Genomic DNA, 16,036 nt, shown 5'->3' on the forward strand with positions numbered 1-16,036 from the left:
GATAGAGATTACCGGCTCTGGGAATACCATTGGTTCCAGAGTACATGGGTGCTTAGGATCACACAGCGTGTGACCGGTCTGGGTGTTGTTCTTCATACCCACGATAGCGATGATGTCACCAGCCTGAGCTGTCGTCAGGTCGGTACGGTCGTTCGCCTGCATTTCAACCATACGGCCAATACGTTCTGTTTTACCGGTGAAAGAGTTCAGGATGGTGTCACCCTTGTTCAGAACACCTGAGTAGATACGTACGAACGTCAGAGCACCGAAACGGTCATCCATGATTTTGAACGCTAAAGCACGGAATGGCTCATCCGGAGAAACGATAGCTGATTCGCCTGTTTCGTTACCTTCTTCGTCAGTCAGTGGCTGAGGAACAACTTCAGTTGGTGATGGTAAGTAATCAACAACGGCATCTAACAGTAATTGCATACCTTTGTTTTTAAAGGCAGAACCACAGTACGTTGGGAAGAAAGCCAGGTCGCGGCAACCTTTACGGATACAACGCTTGATATCTTCGATTGAAGGCTCTTCACCTTCCATGTACGCCATTAACAGGTCATCGTCCTGCTCAACCGCAGTTTCGATCAGTTGTTGACGGTACATTTCAACGTCATCAGCCATATCAGCTGGAATATCAGTTACAGTGTAGTTTTCTGGCTGGCCAGAATCATCCCACACGTAAGCTTGCTTGCTTAACAGGTCAACAACACCTTTGAAAGTGTCTTCACGGCCGATAGGCAGCGTCATGATCAATGGGTTTGCACCCAGAACTTTCTTCACCTGCTCAGTAACGCGGATAAAGTCTGCACCGATACGGTCCAGTTTGTTTACGAAGATCAGACGTGATACTTCTGCGTCGTTAGCATAGCGCCAGTTAGTTTCTGACTGAGGTTCCACACCGCCAGAGCCACAGAATACGCCGATACCGCCGTCCAGAACTTTCAGTGAACGGTATACTTCTACAGTGAAGTCAACGTGGCCCGGTGTATCGATTACGTTGAAACGGTGGCCTTTCCAGAAGCAGCTTACAGCAGCTGACTGGATAGTAATACCACGCTCTGCTTCCTGTTCCATGAAGTCAGTTGTTGATTCACCTTCGTGAACTTCACCTAACTTATGGATTTTACCGGTCAGTTTAAGAATACGTTCGGTTGTAGTTGTTTTACCGGCATCAACGTGAGCGAAGATACCAATGTTTCTGTATAACGATAAATCTGCTGCCATAGTCATCTCTATAAGCTGGGGGTTTGAAAATAGTGCGATAATATACAGGATTTAAAATCAATTTGCCCGAAAAAAAATAACTGCGGCAGATGAATTTTTTGTCTCTGTAGCGAATTGTTTGCACAATCCGCCGTGTTTTGGCAGCCAGACAGGTGTGCTAACGCAGTTCCATTGCAGGCTGGCAGCGTTTGGCGCAGGGCACTTAGCTGCACAGCTAAGCTTTATGTCCTACCTCTTTTTATGGTTTTTGTGTCTTTTCTCACATAGATTGCGCGGTAAAATAATGACTTAACCGGTAATTAAGTGGGTTTTTCTATGCGATTGAGCTTATGGTTGGCAAGGATCATAACAATGCTTTCTGTTTCATCGGCTGTGTTGGCTGATGATGTCAGACAGATCACTTTGCAACAATTTGGCAGCGGTAACAGCGTAACACTTGGCAGCTTAGGCGCGGATAAGCCTGTATATGTGAAGATGTGGGCAACCTGGTGTAAGCCTTGTATGGAACAAATGCCGCATTTTGAAGCGTTACAGCAACAATATGGCGATAAAGTGAATTTCGTTGCCGTTAACATTAATATCAATGAAAGCCATGACAAAATTACACAGGTAATAAACCGCTTTAACCTGACTATGCCGGTGTGGCTTGATAACGAAGGTCAGCTTGGCGTAGCGCTTGGTTTAACCGGTACACCCTACAGCGTATTGGCTAATAGTACGGGCACTGTGGTTTATACCACACATGAGTCAGACGCTAACCTGGATCGTTTTATTGCGATGCTGGCAAAAGGGCAGTCACTGCAAAGCACTGCAACAGAAGCGTTAAGCACTGAGCAGCGGCAGCACATACTGCAACGCTGGCAGCAGGGTGAGCATCTTGTGTTTTTTACTGCGACCTGGTGTGACTGGTACCTGCTGGATACCCGGCCGGAAATGGCAAATGCCTGTAAACAAGCGCAAACTGAGCTTAATGCCCTGCAGCAAAGGTTGCCGCACAGCCGCTGGCATGGAGTGGTGAACCATCTTTGGACAGACAAACAGGCTCTGGCGGAGTTTAATTCGCTGTACAATATGAAGGTGCCGTTTAGCATTGACGAAGCTGGCGTGCTGTTCAATCATTTTAATATCCGCACTATCCCAACCCTGCTCGAAATAAAAGATGGCAAAGTGCTAAAACGCATTACCGATTTTACCGATACCGCGCAGGTTGTTCAGCAGCTGTCCGGCCAGTAAGCTGTATGCTGCTTTTGTACTTAGACGGGGCAGCGAAGCCCAAGGCAGTGGGATAATAGGAGTAGTATGAGCGGTACAGGCGCAATTGGTATCTTTGATTCCGGCATAGGTGGATTGTCTGTCGCTCAGGCGATACGTCAGCTGATGCCAGCTGAGCATCTGATTTATGTGGCCGATACTGCACATGCCCCGTATGGCGATAAAACGGACGATTTTATCTTTCAGCGTATGGATATGATTACCCGTTACTTACTGCAGTCAGGTGTCAAGGCAGTGGTTGTCGCCTGCAATACAGCTACCACAGCCGCCATCAGTAAGCTGCGTTCAGCTTATCCGCTACCTATCATAGGTGTCGAGCCCGGGGTAAAACCGGCGGTGCTGGTCAGCAAGGCGAAGGTTGTCGGCGTACTGGCTACACCGCGCACATTAATGACACCGGCTTTTGCCAGTTTAACGCAGCGCTATGCCGATAGCGCGACAGTACTGTTGCAACCTTGCCCTGCGTTCGTACCACTTATCGAGTCGTTACAGTTTGACAGTCAACACATGCGCGAAGCTATACAAAGCTATATTCAGCCTCTGCTGACACAAGGGGCAGATACACTGGTGCTTGGCTGCACGCATTATAATTTTATTGCTGATGTTATTGCTGAGGTTGCCGGGCCGGATGTCGGTATTATCCGCACTGAAAATGCCGTGGCCAAACAGCTGTTGCGACGACTGGAGCTGGCCGGTGCAGTGAACACAGCGCCAAAGATAACGGAAACCACGCTATGTACCAGTGGCGATATAGCACTGTTTCGGCGCCAGCTGGTCAGGTTATGGCCGCAACCCGGCGTAAAAGTCACAACGCTGGTATAACAGCTTTGCGCTGTGTGTAGGAAAAAGAAAAGGCGGATTACTCCGCCTTTTCTGTGCTTATTTTAACGCCTGGCACTTACTCAGCTAAGGACGCCCATAAGTCATACTCGTCGGCTTCTTCAACCACGGCATCAATGATATCGCCAGGTTTAACACCAGTTAAACCGTTCAGGTACACAGCACCATCAATTTCCGGTGCGTCTGCATGGCTGCGGCCGATTGCACCTTCTTCGTCTACTTCATCAATCAGCACTTTAATCGTTTTGCCAATCTTTGCCTGCAGCCTTGCAGTGCTTATAGCCTGCTGGGTTTGCATAAAGCGGTGATAACGCTCCTCCATGACTTCATCCGGTACCGGATCAGGCAGTTCATTGGCTTTGGCGCCCTCTACCGGGCTGTATTTAAAGCAGCCTACGCGGTCAAGCTGAGCCTCTTGCAACCAATCCAGCAGCATCTGGAAGTCTTCTTCGGTTTCACCGGGGAAGCCAACGATAAAGGTTGAACGAATGGTTAATTCAGGGCAGATTTCGCGCCATTTTTTAATCCGTTCTAATACACGGTCAGCTTGGCCAGGCCGTTTCATCAGCTTTAAAATACGCGGGCTGGCATGCTGGAATGGAATATCTAAGTAAGGCAACACTTTGCCTTGCGCCATCAGTGGAATAATGTCATCAACATGCGAGTAGGGGTAAACATAGTGCAGACGCACCCAAATGCCCATCTCGCCCAACGCTTCACACAGCGATTGCATCGAGGTTTTTACCGGTGAGCCATTCCAGAAACCAGTACGGTGTTTTACATCAACGCCATAAGCGCTGGTGTCCTGAGAAATAATCAGTAGCTCTTTTACACCGGCATTTTTCAAGCGCTGAGCTTCGTCCAGTACTTCGCCGACCGGACGGCTGACCAAATCGCCACGCATCGACGGAATGATGCAGAAAGTGCAGCGGTGGTTACAGCCTTCTGAAATTTTCAGGTAGGCGTAATGTTTAGGTGTTAACTTAACACCGTGATCCGGCACCAGCATAGTGAAAGGGTCATACTTAGGCTTAGGTACAAACTCATGTACCTGCTTTAACACGTTTTCGTAAGAGTGTGGGCCGGTAATGCCGAGTACGTTTGGGTGTACTTCGCGGATTTCATCTTCACGGGCACCCAGACAACCGGTTACGATAACTTTGCCGTTTTCAGCTAAGGCTTCACCGATGGTTTCCAGCGATTCCTGTACTGCGCTGTCAATAAAACCGCAGGTATTAACAATGACCAGTTCAGCATCATCGTAGGTTGGCACTATGTTGTAACCTTCGCTTTTTAGCTGGGTAAGAATACGTTCAGAGTCGACCAGGTTTTTCGGACAACCAAGGCTGACAAAGCCGATAGTATTGCCTTTGCCACTACCGGTTTTAGCCTCAGCAGCAAGGCTTTTGGCTGGCGTATCCAGCGTGGTGGTTTGTGTCGGGTCAAAGGTTTGTACTGTCATAGTGTCTCTTGCTAATGGCTGAGCCGGAAAAAAGTCGGCGGATTATACCTGAATACGCATAAAGATACAGAGCCAGCTGCGCAAAAAATAAACAGATGTTGGTAGGGTTGCATTATGCCCGTGTCAGCACATTAACGCATTAATACGATAGCGGCGCAGATTGCGAATTACGCCGTAAAAGATAGCCTGCCAGCTGCAGCTTCTTGCGCAGGGAGAACCGCGGTGTGAAGAACTGTTGCAGCAGTAGTGTTTTAATGTCCTGTCGCAACTGTGATGTCAGACCTGTATCCTGCTGTTGGCCACATTGCAGGCTGTAAAAAAGATAGGCGAGGTTTAACAGTAAAATTTTGCGCCATTGTTGCGGTAGGTCCGGATATAACTGAGCGCGGCATAACCCCGTGTAAAACTGCTGCAGCTGTTGTTGCTGCGTCAACGATACATTAAATGAAGCACTGGCAGCATGCTCGCGGTAGCCGTACAGCGGCAGGCGCAAATGGTGCAGGGTGTTTGCCCGTTGATACAAGGTGGGGATTGCCATGACGTCTTCACAGAAACCGATGCCTGGCTCAAAGCGAAAATCCGGCGCAATGGCTTTGCGGTATATTCTCAGCCACGGAAACCAGCGGTTGGATTGAAACACCGCAGGCGCTACGTGTTTTACCTGATGATAGCCTGCTTTGTGCTGTAAATAGCGGGGTTTAACTGTGGGTAGCTGGGAGATATCGTTAAAGCGTTTAAAGCCTATTTCGATAAGATCAGGCTGATGCCCGCTAATAACCCGGAGCACTTGCGTGATATAACCGGGTAGTAGCAGATCGTCAGCATCCACAAAGCCAACATACCGGCCTGTACTGTGTGCGATACCCAGATTTCTGGCCACACTTACACCGCTGTTTAGCTGACTCAACAGCATATAACATTCTGGCCAAACAGATCTGGCAATATGGCGTTGCGCTACTGCCAAACTGCTATCCGTTGCGCCGTCACAGACTAACACCAGTTGTACCTGAGCGGTTAGCTGTGTTTCAACCGACATCAATAATTGGTCCAAATAGTCTGCCGCATTATAAAACGGGACGACAAGGGATAACAAAACCTGCGATTGCATATATACCACCTGGCAACTTAGCGCGAAGCAGCTAGTTTATCAGGGGCTATAACAGATAAAGTAGAGCTTTTACAGTTAGTTACCAATAGTCACAAAGCAGGTCTTTTCTGTAAAAAGTAAAACGCCGGGTTTAATGCCCGGCGTTTTACACTACGCGCTAAACTTTATACGGCATCGCACCCAGATAATCTTTTTTACCTACATCGACACCATTGTGACGCAAAATGGCGTAGGCGGTGGTGATATGGAAATACAAATTAGGGATGACATGCTGGATCAAGAATTCGTAACCCGTTAGATATTTACCTTCCCAGCGTGGCTGAGTGATTTTTTGCGTGGCGGACTGGCTGAAATCAGCCTCGGTAAAGCTGGCCAGATAGGCTACTGTATCACTGATGCGCTGCTGTAATTGCGCTAAGGTGGTTTCGTCATCGGCATGCTTGGGGGCACTGTCAGTTTTACCGGTTAGGCGTGCTACGCCTAATTTGGCTGTGTCGCAGGCAATTTGCACCTGGCGGATAAGATGAAACTGATCCGGTGCTAAACGCGCATTCAGTAAAACGGCAACATCCACTTTTTTTGTTTCGGCAAAACTGGCGCCTTTGTTAAGGATGGCGCTTAAATTTTGCAGCATTTTGCTAAATTGCACTACGGTAATATCGTAAAACATAGTCTGTCCTCCGGGGTAATAAAACAAATACAAACCCAGATTTGGGGGGCTGCTGCTATTTTCGCAATGGCGGCACCCAAAAATATAGCGCTGCCATGGCAAAATATTAATGCTGCTTGTTGTGTGCCAACTTGTACAGAACGGGCAGTAACTGCCCGTTTGGTATGATTACCGTTATTATGCCGCCTGTAATTATTTTTTGGGGATGATATTTATGCTTCTGGCGCTATGTTTTTGGCTGGAGTATAAGCCAGCAGACGCAGGGCGTTAAATACCACAATCAGTGTTGAACCTTCATGTACAGCCACCGCAGCACCGATGCCCAGCCCCATTATGGTTGCTGGCACCAGTAATGCTACGACACCAAGGCTGACAAATACATTCTGCAGAATAATGCGGCGGGTACGACGGCTTAAATCTACCGCAAAAGGCAGATTGTGCAGGTCGTCTGCCATCAGGGCAACATCTGCGGTTTCCAGTGCAACATCAGAGCCGGCGGCGCCCATGGCAATGCCGACACTGGCATTCGCCATGGCCGGAGCATCATTGACACCGTCACCCACCATGGCAACCTGGGTTGTTTCGCGTAATTTACGGATAGCAGTGACTTTATCCTGTGGCATTAAGTCACCCCAGGCTTCATCCAGGCCAACCTCTTTTGCCACAGCTTCTGCAACCTGCTGGTTATCACCGGAGATCATAATCATTCTTGAGATACCCAGCTGCCGTAAGGTCGCTAACGCAGCTTTAGCGGCAGGGCGGGGGGTATCCATCAAGCCGATAGCGCCTAAATCGCGCTCTCCGTGGCGTATTGCCATAACAGTACGGCCACTGTTGCGCAAATCATTGATGGCTTCTGTTGTCTGCGGGTTTAGTGGTGCGATAGCTTGACCGGTTTCTTCATTACCAAACATCTTGGCTTTGCCAATCCAGACCGTTTTTCCATCCAGTTGTGCACTTACTCCCAAACCGGCATAGCTTTGCAGGTTTTCTGCCTGTGCTGGTTCTTTACCGGCCAGCCGTTTGCGACCATCACGGGTGATTGCTGCGGCCAGCGGGTGGTCACTCAGTGCTTCTACTGCAACGGCTACACGCAGCAGTTCTTCTTCTGATACACCTTGTGCCACAAAAATATCGGTAATATGCGGGCGGCCTTCAGTCAGCGTGCCGGTTTTATCAAACGCCATGGCGGTTAGTGCGCCCAGCTCTTCCAATGGTGCGCCGCCTTTAATTAATACGCCGCCACGGGCTGCTCTGGCAATACCGGATAATACGGCACTGGGGGTGGCAATGGCCAGTGCACAGGGGCTGGCGGCAACCAGTACCGCCATGGCACGGTAAAAACTATCGCGGAAAGGCTCGTCAATAACGACCCAGGCAAACAGCAATATCACGACCAGTCCCAGTACGGCGGGCACAAAAATACGCTCGAATTTATCGGTAAAGCGTTGAGTAGGGGACTTACGTATCTCTGCTTCGCTCACCATCTTGACCACACGGGCCAGAGCGGAATCGCTGGAGCGGCTGGTTACTTCTATCTCAATAGCTCCGCCACCATTTATGGTACCGGCAAACACTTTGCTGGCAGCTTCTATAGAATCCGGGCGCTTGCGGGCAAACTCCGGATCATCAACCGGGTGTTTATCAACCGGAATACTTTCCCCGGTAACCGGCGCCTGGTTAATGCTGCTGGTGCCTTTAATCAAAAAACCGTCTGCAGGCAGGCGTTCGTTGGGGCGAACGACCACAATATCGCCCACTTCCAATGCTTCTACCGGAATTTCCAGCAGTTGCTCATTACGGCGAACCATCGCTGTTTTAGGGGCCAGCTCCGCCAGTGCATCGATAGCCCGTTTAGCTCTGCCCATGGCGTAGTGTTCCAGCGCATGTCCCAGACTAAACAAGAACAATAACAAGGCACCTTCAGCCCAGGCACCCAAAGCAGCCGCACCAGCCGCCGCAACCAGCATCAAGGTGTCAATTTCAAAACGTTTATGGCGAAGGTTTTCAATGGCTTCACGCAGGGTAAAAAAGCCACCGAAAAAATAGGCGCTAAGGTAACAGATAAAAGGTAGCCAAGCAGGCGTACTTGCTGACACTTTACCGATAATAAAACCAGCCGCCAGCATAAAACCACTGGCAAGTGCGAACAAAAGCTCTGTATTGGCGCCTAAAAAACCGGCATGTGAATGGGGTTCTGTCTCAGAATGAGAGTGATCTTTATGTTTATCGCTCATATCGGCTCCTTATATCTCACCTTTATACTATACCCCAGTATAGTAGTTACTGTTTTGAGCAGGATCAATTGCTGAGCAGATTTTATTTATACGCTGATAGATCATTCTGGCACTGGCTAAACAATTCAAGTTGTGTTTCTCGCATCGTGGTTTGTACGTTAAATATTGCCAGCAGGGTATGAAAAAGGTTGTCGTGGCTGGCTTTCTGTTCTGTCTGCTGCTGTATACATGAGGTGTTTACCTTTTGACCTGTGATGTAGTTTTCGGACATCCACCATAGCAGTGGTATATGTGTCTGAGCTGTGGGAGCCATCCAGTACGGTAGCCCATGCAGGTAAATGCCATTTTCGCCCAGAGATTCCCCATGATCTGAAACATATAGCATGGCGGTTTGATAGTCCTTGGCCGCTGACAACTGCTTGATAACGGTAGCCAGCAACTGGTCGGTTGCAATAATGCTGTTATCATACGCATTGATCACATCTTGCTGTGAACACAACTGTAGTTGCTTGTTTTGACATTCCGGCACAAAAGCTTTGTCGGTTATTGCACTGCGCCGGTAATACTCCGGGCCATGACTGCCCAGTTGATGAAGCACGATCAGGCGGTCTTTTGTGGCGGTATTAGCCTTGCTAAGGTAAACCGGTAGCCGCTCGCTGAGTACACTGTCCAGACACTGGCCTTTGTCACAGCTGGAGTTATTTTGTTGCTCAAATAAAAACTCTGACGGTACGCGGTCGCACACGCCTTTGCAGCCTGAGTTATTATCAAGCCAAGACACTTCAACACCGGCGTGTTGCAGTATATCCAGAACATTACTGCTGTTTTTGGCAGTGCTTTCTATATAGTCAGTACGCGACAGAGCCGAAAACATACAAGGTAAAGAGTGAGCCGTAGCCGTACCGCATGATGACGCTTGTTTAAAGCTATATACAGGCAGTGCACTGAGCTGCGGGGTGGTATTTCTGACATAACCATTTAGCCCAAAGTGATCGGCTCTGGCTGTTTCTCCGACCACCAAAACAATCAGCTTGGGTTTTGTCGAGGATGTTGCCGCAGGTAGCTGTTTGGCATCGAGACCAAGCTGATTAAAACTGACCGGAAATGCCGTTTTACGGATGTTATTGGCCAACGATACGGTGGCTGACAGGGTGCTGACGGGCAGTGCCAGATAACGTACTTCGCGGAAGTTGCGAAAAAAAGGCGCTAACTGTGAGTAATTGATTGTAACAATACTGAGCAGCGTTAGTATAATCAGCAGTATTGCCGCCAGCCAGTGCAGTAAAAAGCGTTTGTTGCGCACTATTTTGGTTCGGATAACGGTAACTGCCAGCAATGGAAACAGCATCAGCTTGGTTAATTGCCACAACATCCCGCCAGACAACAACCCTTGTGCTTCAGCCGGATCGGTTTCCAGTGCATTTTGCAGCATACTTTTATCAATGACGACACCGTAACTGGTATTAAAATACAGTGCGGTTGAGCCCAGCAGAAACAGCAATAAAAATACCGGCTTTTGTACAGGCCGGAAGCTGAACAAGGTGAGTAACAGAAAATTCAGTAAGAATAATAATGATACAAGACTGAGTTGTAATGAATACTGGCCTGCTGCCCTGGCTTGTATGGCATCGAAAAAGGGCGTGTTCAGTAGTAGGGTCATTGCCAAAGCGCCGACAAAAGCAAACCAGAGCGGATGCCATAGTGGCGAGCTATGGTTAAATGCTATGGTTTGCCGGGGCAGGGGTACTGTTTGCAAATGTGCGGTGGGCGTTAGGTCTGACATAAGCTTTCCATAATCTACTGATATGCAACGCAGCTTAAGGGGCGGTGCTTAAGAAATGCTTAAATTCCTGTGGATCCTTAACAAACTATTGCTGCTACCTATAGCAGAAAGCCCTTTAAGGGCTTTCACAAGGGATATCATCGTTGTATTTACGTTCACGATACAGGTAAGAAGGAAGTTGTACCTGTGCTAAAGCCTGCTGTTGTTGCAAGGGACTTACCGCTTCTTCAGAGAGCGTTAATTGCTGGTGTTCACGATTATAGTTGGCACTAACCGCCTTACCATCGGGTTTCAGAATAGTAAGTTTATCCTCTGTCATCAGGGCAAACAGATTGTCAAACTGTATCAGAGCCCGCCCAGAACTGGTACTGTCCAGCAACAGATCACGTCCCGTCATCGGGTGACAGGACGATATCCCAGCCATGCTAAGCAGAGTGGGAGCCAGATCAATCTGACTACTTAAGGTTGTGAGTATTTCAGGCTGAGTGTCTGCGCCCAGAATTAGTCCTGGAATGCGAAACTTTTCCACCGGGATCAGGTTACTGCCATAGACCCTGTTATCATGATCTGCTACTACCAGAAACAGCGTATCCTGCCAATAAGGGCTTTTCATTGCTTGCTCAAAAAAGCGGCCCATTGCCCAGTCTGCATATTTCACTGCATTGTAAGCCGTATTTTTAGGCTCTTGGTATAGTGAAATCCGGCCGTCCGGGAATTCGAAAGGTTCATGATTGCTAGAGGAAAATATCAGGCTGAAAAACGGTTGCTGCTGTTGATGCAGGGCCAATAACTGCTGATGTGCAGTTCTGAACAAGTCTTCATCGCTGGCTCCCCAACTACCTACCAGCACCGGATTATTGATTTTAGGTAAATCCACAATCTCCTGAAAACCATTGCCGGTAAAAAAGCTACGCATATTATCAAAGTGTGCTTCGCCACCATAAATAAACTGAGTGTGGTAGCCCTGTTTTTTTAAGATGGATGCCAGAGTGGTAAAACCTTGCTGACTGTTTGACAGCTTTACCGTGCTTTGGGCCGGTGTCGGCATAAAGCCGGCAACAACCGCTTCAATACCGCGTACTGAGCGAGTACCGGTAGCATACAGATTGTCAAACCAGATGCCTTGCTGTTTCAGCTGTTCCAGCTCTGGAGTGACGGGTGCGCCGCCGAGTGATTCAACAAAGGTGGCGCCCTGGCTTTCCATCAACACTATTACTATGTTCAGCGGTTTATTACGCTGTTTTACGGCTTGTTGCCAGTGTAAGGTTGGGTATTCTGCATTATTAAAATCATATTGCTGCAGCCAGGGCCAGTTAAGGCTTAAATTCAGCATTTGTGTCTCTGGCAGTTTACCGTACATTCCGCTGGAACGGGCTTCATGTTTGAGGTTATACAAGGCAAATAAAACCGAATAGCCCGAGTTGATGACCAGAGAATTCACCATAGCATCAGAGGTAATTGCAAACAGCGCCGGGTTAGCAGGGCGGTGTGCTGTAGTGGAACGGATGCCGGCAAATACCATAAAAACCACCAGGGGCCACAGTAGTAAATGCTGGCGCAGTGGCCATACTTGCAATGTGTGCTTCGGTAGCCTTAGCGCCCGGTGCAGCAGTAGAGCGGCTGCGACAGTTAACACGGTTCCTGCCACCAGTGGCAATCGGAAGCCATGCCATAAGGTAGAGAAAACTTCTTTCGGGTATTTCAGATACTCAATGTACAAGCGGTTTGGCCGTATATCGTATTGCTGAATAAAGGCGGGGGTGGATAGTTCGATAAATGCAATAAGGATTAAACCCGTCAGGCACCACCAATAGCTAAAACGAAACCAGCTGTGCTGTAATCCGGGACGCGCCCAGCACAGCGATAACAGAACGGGTATTGCAGACCAGATACAAAGTAGAATCAGGTCGGCCCGAATCCCCTGCAGGAATATCATGCCCAATTGGTCTGTAGGTGCTACCCTGTCATATAGCCATAGCACCAGACCAAGCCGGGCCGCACTTAATAGTACCAACCCGATAAGAATCATACGTAGTAAGTAGGTGTAGGGACCGCATGTTATTTGTCGTAATACCGGGAATTTTACTGCAGAAACTTTAGTCATAGAGGCTCGCCGTACTGCCAGATAGAGTGGCTGCAAGGCTAACGAACAATGCTTAAGACTTTCTTAAGACTGTGCTTTTATACTGTTATCTCCAATCATAGGGGGGTATATGAAATCAGAGGCTAAAGGGGTTAAACGGATCATGCTGGCCGGAGTCAATTCGTGGCAAGGGCTGGCCAGTAGCTGGAGATCAGAAGCGGCAATACGGCAGGAAATTATCTTATTACTGGTATTGCTACCTGTAGCCTTGTGGGTTGATGTATCTGCGGCCGAGCGTGCGCTATTGTTATTGAGTGCATTACTGATTCTGATCGTGGAGCTATTAAATACCGGCATTGAAGTGGTGGTGGATCGCATTGGCAGTGAATATCACGAATTAAGTGGTAAAGCGAAAGATATTGGGTCGGCAGCTGTATTAATAACGCTCGTTGCCAGTGCCGCCGTCTGGTTATGTATTTTACTCTAAGCTAGCTGGAAAAAGCCTTTATGAGATTGTTACTGGTTGAAGATGATAGCCTGCTTGCGCAGGGGTTAATTACTGCATTATCACGTATACATTACCGGACAGAACACTGTATTACCGGTTCGCAAGCCATAGTGGCAGCAACCAGTAGCGGGTTTGATGTGATTATTCTGGATCTGGGGTTGCCAGACGGGTTGGCATTACATGTAATTAAAACCTTACGGGCTAAAAAGGTTACAACACCTATTCTGGTGCTGACGGCATGGGATCATCTTGAAACCAAGGTTGAGGCATTAAATGCCGGCGCTGATGATTATGTGCTGAAACCCTGCGATAGCAGAGAAATTGAGGCCCGTTTAAGAGTATTACTGCGGCGTTATCAGCAACGACAGCAGGACATCCTGACTTGTCAGGAAGTAGAAATGAATATGCAGCAGCATCTTTGCCGCTATCAGGGGCGGGATATAGTACTGACTTCACGTGAGTTTTTGATCCTGAAAGAGTTTATGTTACATCCGGATAAAATTCTGAGTAGACAGTATCTGGATGAACTCAGTTCGGGCTGGACAGGCGAAACAGAAAGTAACTCCATAGAGGTGCATATTCATAATATCCGTAAAAAAACTACAGCATCGCTGATAAAAACGGTCAGAGGCGTCGGTTATATGCTGGTGAGTCATCGTGAAAATTAATAGTATCCGCCGGATGCTGTTGCTCAGTGTTAATGCGGTTATCCTGTTAATGTTACTGATTACCAGCCTGAACACATGGTTTAATGTTCATCATGAAATTGACGAGTTATTTGATGCACAGCTGGCACAGTATGCACGGTTAATTCGTCATTTAATGGTAGAGCCCAATACTCCCCTGACTGCAGATAGTAATCACGCCATTGAAATGCCATTTTTACTGGATGATGGTATAGAGCATACTGCAGCAGCAGAACGGTATTCCGAGGGGCATAAATACGAAAGTAAAATTGCAGTTCAGGTCTGGCATGAAAATGGTCAACTGTTAATCCGTTCCGGTAATGTCGGCAAAACGCCATTGTTGCCCAAACAGTCAGGTTTTCATGAGATCCGGCATAATCAATACCTGTGGATTGGCTTTAGCTTATATGTGCCTGATGAAAAAGCCTGGATCTTTACTGCGCAACGGGAAGATGTTCGGGACGAGTTAAGCTGGCATTTAACACTGAATCAGTTGTTACCGCTGGGGATAGCGATATTGCCGATAATGTTACTTGTCTGGCTGGCTGTGGAATGGGGCACGAAGCCGGTACGGGAATTATCGGAAAAGCTGGCAGAAACCAACCCTACTGAATTACAACCTATTGAGATGCCGTTACCACGAGAGTTAAAGCCATTCAAGGACGCTGTGAATAAACTTATGGCTGAGTTAAAAGCTTATCTTAAAAAAGAGAAAATGTTTATTGCAAATGTATCCCATGAGCTGAGAACGCCACTTAGCATTTTGCAAGTGCATACCGATAATCTGGAAAATGCGACCGATATTAAGGAACAACACACAGCAATACAGGCCATAGGCAAAAGCACACGCCGTCTGGCACACCTGGTTAAGCAGTTAATGGAAACAGAAAAACTGGAACATAGTATTGTACTGCAATATCAGGCAATTCAGCTTCTTAGGTTAACAGAGGATGCTCTGGCATCAATAGATTTTCAGCTAATTGACCGCGTAATCTGGGTGGTCGATATACCAAAACAACTGCAAGTACGGGTCGATCCTACATTATTTCAGGCCGCATTACGTAATTTATTGGACAATGCGGCTAAGTATGCGCCTGCTCAAAGTGAGGTCAGTATCAAGGCGCGTATAGAACAGCACGCTGTAGTGATAAGTGTGAGTAATGCAATTAATGGTGATATTACGCTTGAGCTAGCCCGATTGGGAGAGCGCTTTTTCCGGAGTTATGGTCATCAGGATGTTGCAGGCGTCGGCCTTGGATTATCGATTACCCGTAAAATTGTTCACTTACACGGCGGAAAGTTAGTTTTTTCACAAGACATAACCGGACGTTTTGTAACAGAGCTCTTTTTGCTACAAACAACATAAAATAAGAGACAGCTTTTATAGCTACAGACTTGAGAAAGATTAAAACTGACTATACTATAGGGGAGTATAGTTACGGAGTACGGTATGACTCATTCAATTACCAATAAACCCAAGTTACTGACGCGGGTACGGCGGATTAAAGGTCAGGTTGAAGGGCTGGAAAAACAGCTGCTGGCCGAAGGTGATTGTAGTAAAGTACTACAGCAAATTGCTGCGGTGCGCGGTGCTATTAATGGCCTAATGACTGAGATACTGGAACACCATATTCGTGATCATCTGGCAGGCGATAACCTGGAGCCTTTACAGCGCGACGCGGATGTAGAACAGGTTATTAGCGTATTGCGCTCGTACCTTAAAAGCTAATTTCGTTAAATTAGTAAGGCGGTCATTATTTTGATAAGCAACTACGCACTGACTAAAACACCACTAAGCAGAATGTTGATGGCATTACTGCTGGTGGTGCAATTGTTATGCGTAGTTTCCAGCGCTTTCGCTGTTGAACATTCTGCTGATGATATTCATCATCAAATATCATGGTCTGACACCAGTACGGTTGTAGCCGCAGAACAATCATCATTAACTGATGCCTCACTTCATGCAGGTTGCGACCATTGTAGTCATTGCCATGCCGCACATATTGGCTTGTTTAAACCAGCTCCGGCTTTGCCGGTAATTGGTAATGAATTGCTGGTGTCTTACTTAAATTATCTACCCTCTTCCCCTAAACGAAGCATTTACCGCCCACCCATCAGCTGATTCTGTTTTTTTGGTTTTTACATTACCTATAACAGGAT

14 protein-coding genes are annotated in these 16,036 nt (G+C 47.6%); 7 read left to right on the forward strand and 7 right to left on the reverse strand.

Translation table 11 applies throughout. From position 1 onward, the window contains the following. Positions 1-1,227: elongation factor G (locus VIN66_RS05145; RefSeq protein WP_331922972.1), on the reverse strand; the 1,227-nt coding region annotated here is incomplete at its 3' end. Positions 1,228-1,578: 351 nt separating this feature from the next. Between VIN66_RS05145 and VIN66_RS05150 the strand changes: the two genes are divergently transcribed. Together VIN66_RS05150 and murI are read left to right on the forward strand one after the other, a co-directional pair. Further along, positions 1,579-2,460 carry a TlpA family protein disulfide reductase gene (locus VIN66_RS05150; protein WP_331922973.1) on the forward strand — a complete coding sequence of 294 codons (882 nt, stop codon included), beginning with the start codon at positions 1,579-1,581 and terminating at the stop codon, positions 2,458-2,460. A 66-nt stretch (positions 2,461-2,526) separates the two neighbouring features. Then, on the forward strand, positions 2,527-3,321 hold the full coding sequence (gene murI / locus VIN66_RS05155) for a glutamate racemase (RefSeq protein WP_331922974.1): 795 nt from the start codon (positions 2,527-2,529) through the stop codon (positions 3,319-3,321). A 76-nt stretch (positions 3,322-3,397) separates the two neighbouring features. On the opposite strand, the gene rimO is transcribed toward murI, so the two are convergent. From rimO to VIN66_RS05185, 6 genes are all read right to left on the reverse strand, one after another. Then, positions 3,398-4,801, reverse strand: a complete 1,404-nt coding sequence (gene rimO / locus VIN66_RS05160) for a 30S ribosomal protein S12 methylthiotransferase RimO (protein ID WP_331922975.1) — start codon at positions 4,799-4,801, stop codon at positions 3,398-3,400. Positions 4,802-4,940: 139 nt separating this feature from the next. Next, complete coding sequence (locus tag VIN66_RS05165) at positions 4,941-5,909, reverse strand: glycosyltransferase family 2 protein (protein ID WP_331922976.1); 969 nt, start codon at positions 5,907-5,909, stop codon at positions 4,941-4,943. Positions 5,910-6,066: 157 nt separating this feature from the next. Continuing rightward, on the reverse strand, positions 6,067-6,579 hold the full coding sequence (locus tag VIN66_RS05170) for a DUF1993 domain-containing protein (protein WP_134054404.1): 513 nt from the start codon (positions 6,577-6,579) through the stop codon (positions 6,067-6,069). Between the two features lie 212 nt (positions 6,580-6,791). Then, positions 6,792-8,816 carry a heavy metal translocating P-type ATPase gene (locus VIN66_RS05175; protein ID WP_273020450.1) on the reverse strand — a complete coding sequence of 675 codons (2,025 nt, stop codon included), beginning with the start codon at positions 8,814-8,816 and terminating at the stop codon, positions 6,792-6,794. Positions 8,817-8,898: 82 nt separating this feature from the next. Further along, positions 8,899-10,599 (reverse strand): phosphoethanolamine transferase, encoded by a 1,701-nt coding sequence (locus VIN66_RS05180; protein ID WP_273020452.1) that lies wholly within the window; start codon positions 10,597-10,599, stop codon positions 8,899-8,901. 115 nt (positions 10,600-10,714) lie between these two features. Continuing rightward, a complete protein-coding gene (locus VIN66_RS05185; RefSeq protein ID WP_273020454.1) occupies positions 10,715-12,703 on the reverse strand; it encodes an LTA synthase family protein in 1,989 nt (662 codons plus the stop codon). A gap of 109 nt (positions 12,704-12,812) precedes the next feature. On the opposite strand from VIN66_RS05185, the gene VIN66_RS05190 reads away from it, so the two are divergent. The 5 genes from VIN66_RS05190 to VIN66_RS05210 all read left to right on the forward strand — a co-directional run bounded on the left by VIN66_RS05190 (position 12,813) and on the right by VIN66_RS05210 (position 15,998). Then, on the forward strand, positions 12,813-13,169 hold the full coding sequence (locus VIN66_RS05190; protein ID WP_008223741.1) for a diacylglycerol kinase: 357 nt from the start codon (positions 12,813-12,815) through the stop codon (positions 13,167-13,169). Between the two features lie 20 nt (positions 13,170-13,189). After that, a complete protein-coding gene (locus tag VIN66_RS05195; protein WP_215399170.1) occupies positions 13,190-13,858 on the forward strand; it encodes a response regulator in 669 nt (222 codons plus the stop codon). Beyond that, positions 13,848-15,242, forward strand: coding sequence for an ATP-binding protein (locus tag VIN66_RS05200; protein WP_273020458.1), 1,395 nt, complete (start codon positions 13,848-13,850; stop codon positions 15,240-15,242). Before VIN66_RS05195 ends, VIN66_RS05200 begins: the two co-directional genes overlap by 11 nt. A gap of 84 nt (positions 15,243-15,326) precedes the next feature. Beyond that, complete coding sequence (locus VIN66_RS05205; RefSeq protein ID WP_008984039.1) at positions 15,327-15,605, forward strand: metal/formaldehyde-sensitive transcriptional repressor; 279 nt, start codon at positions 15,327-15,329, stop codon at positions 15,603-15,605. Between the two features lie 78 nt (positions 15,606-15,683). Beyond that, entirely contained in the window at positions 15,684-15,998 is a 315-nt protein-coding gene (locus VIN66_RS05210) for a hypothetical protein (RefSeq protein ID WP_008984038.1), read from the forward strand. Positions 15,999-16,036: the final 38 nt, after the last annotated feature.

The organism is Rheinheimera sp., from assembly GCF_036568245.1.
In the GTDB taxonomy this organism is placed as follows: domain Bacteria; phylum Pseudomonadota; class Gammaproteobacteria; order Enterobacterales; family Alteromonadaceae; genus Alishewanella.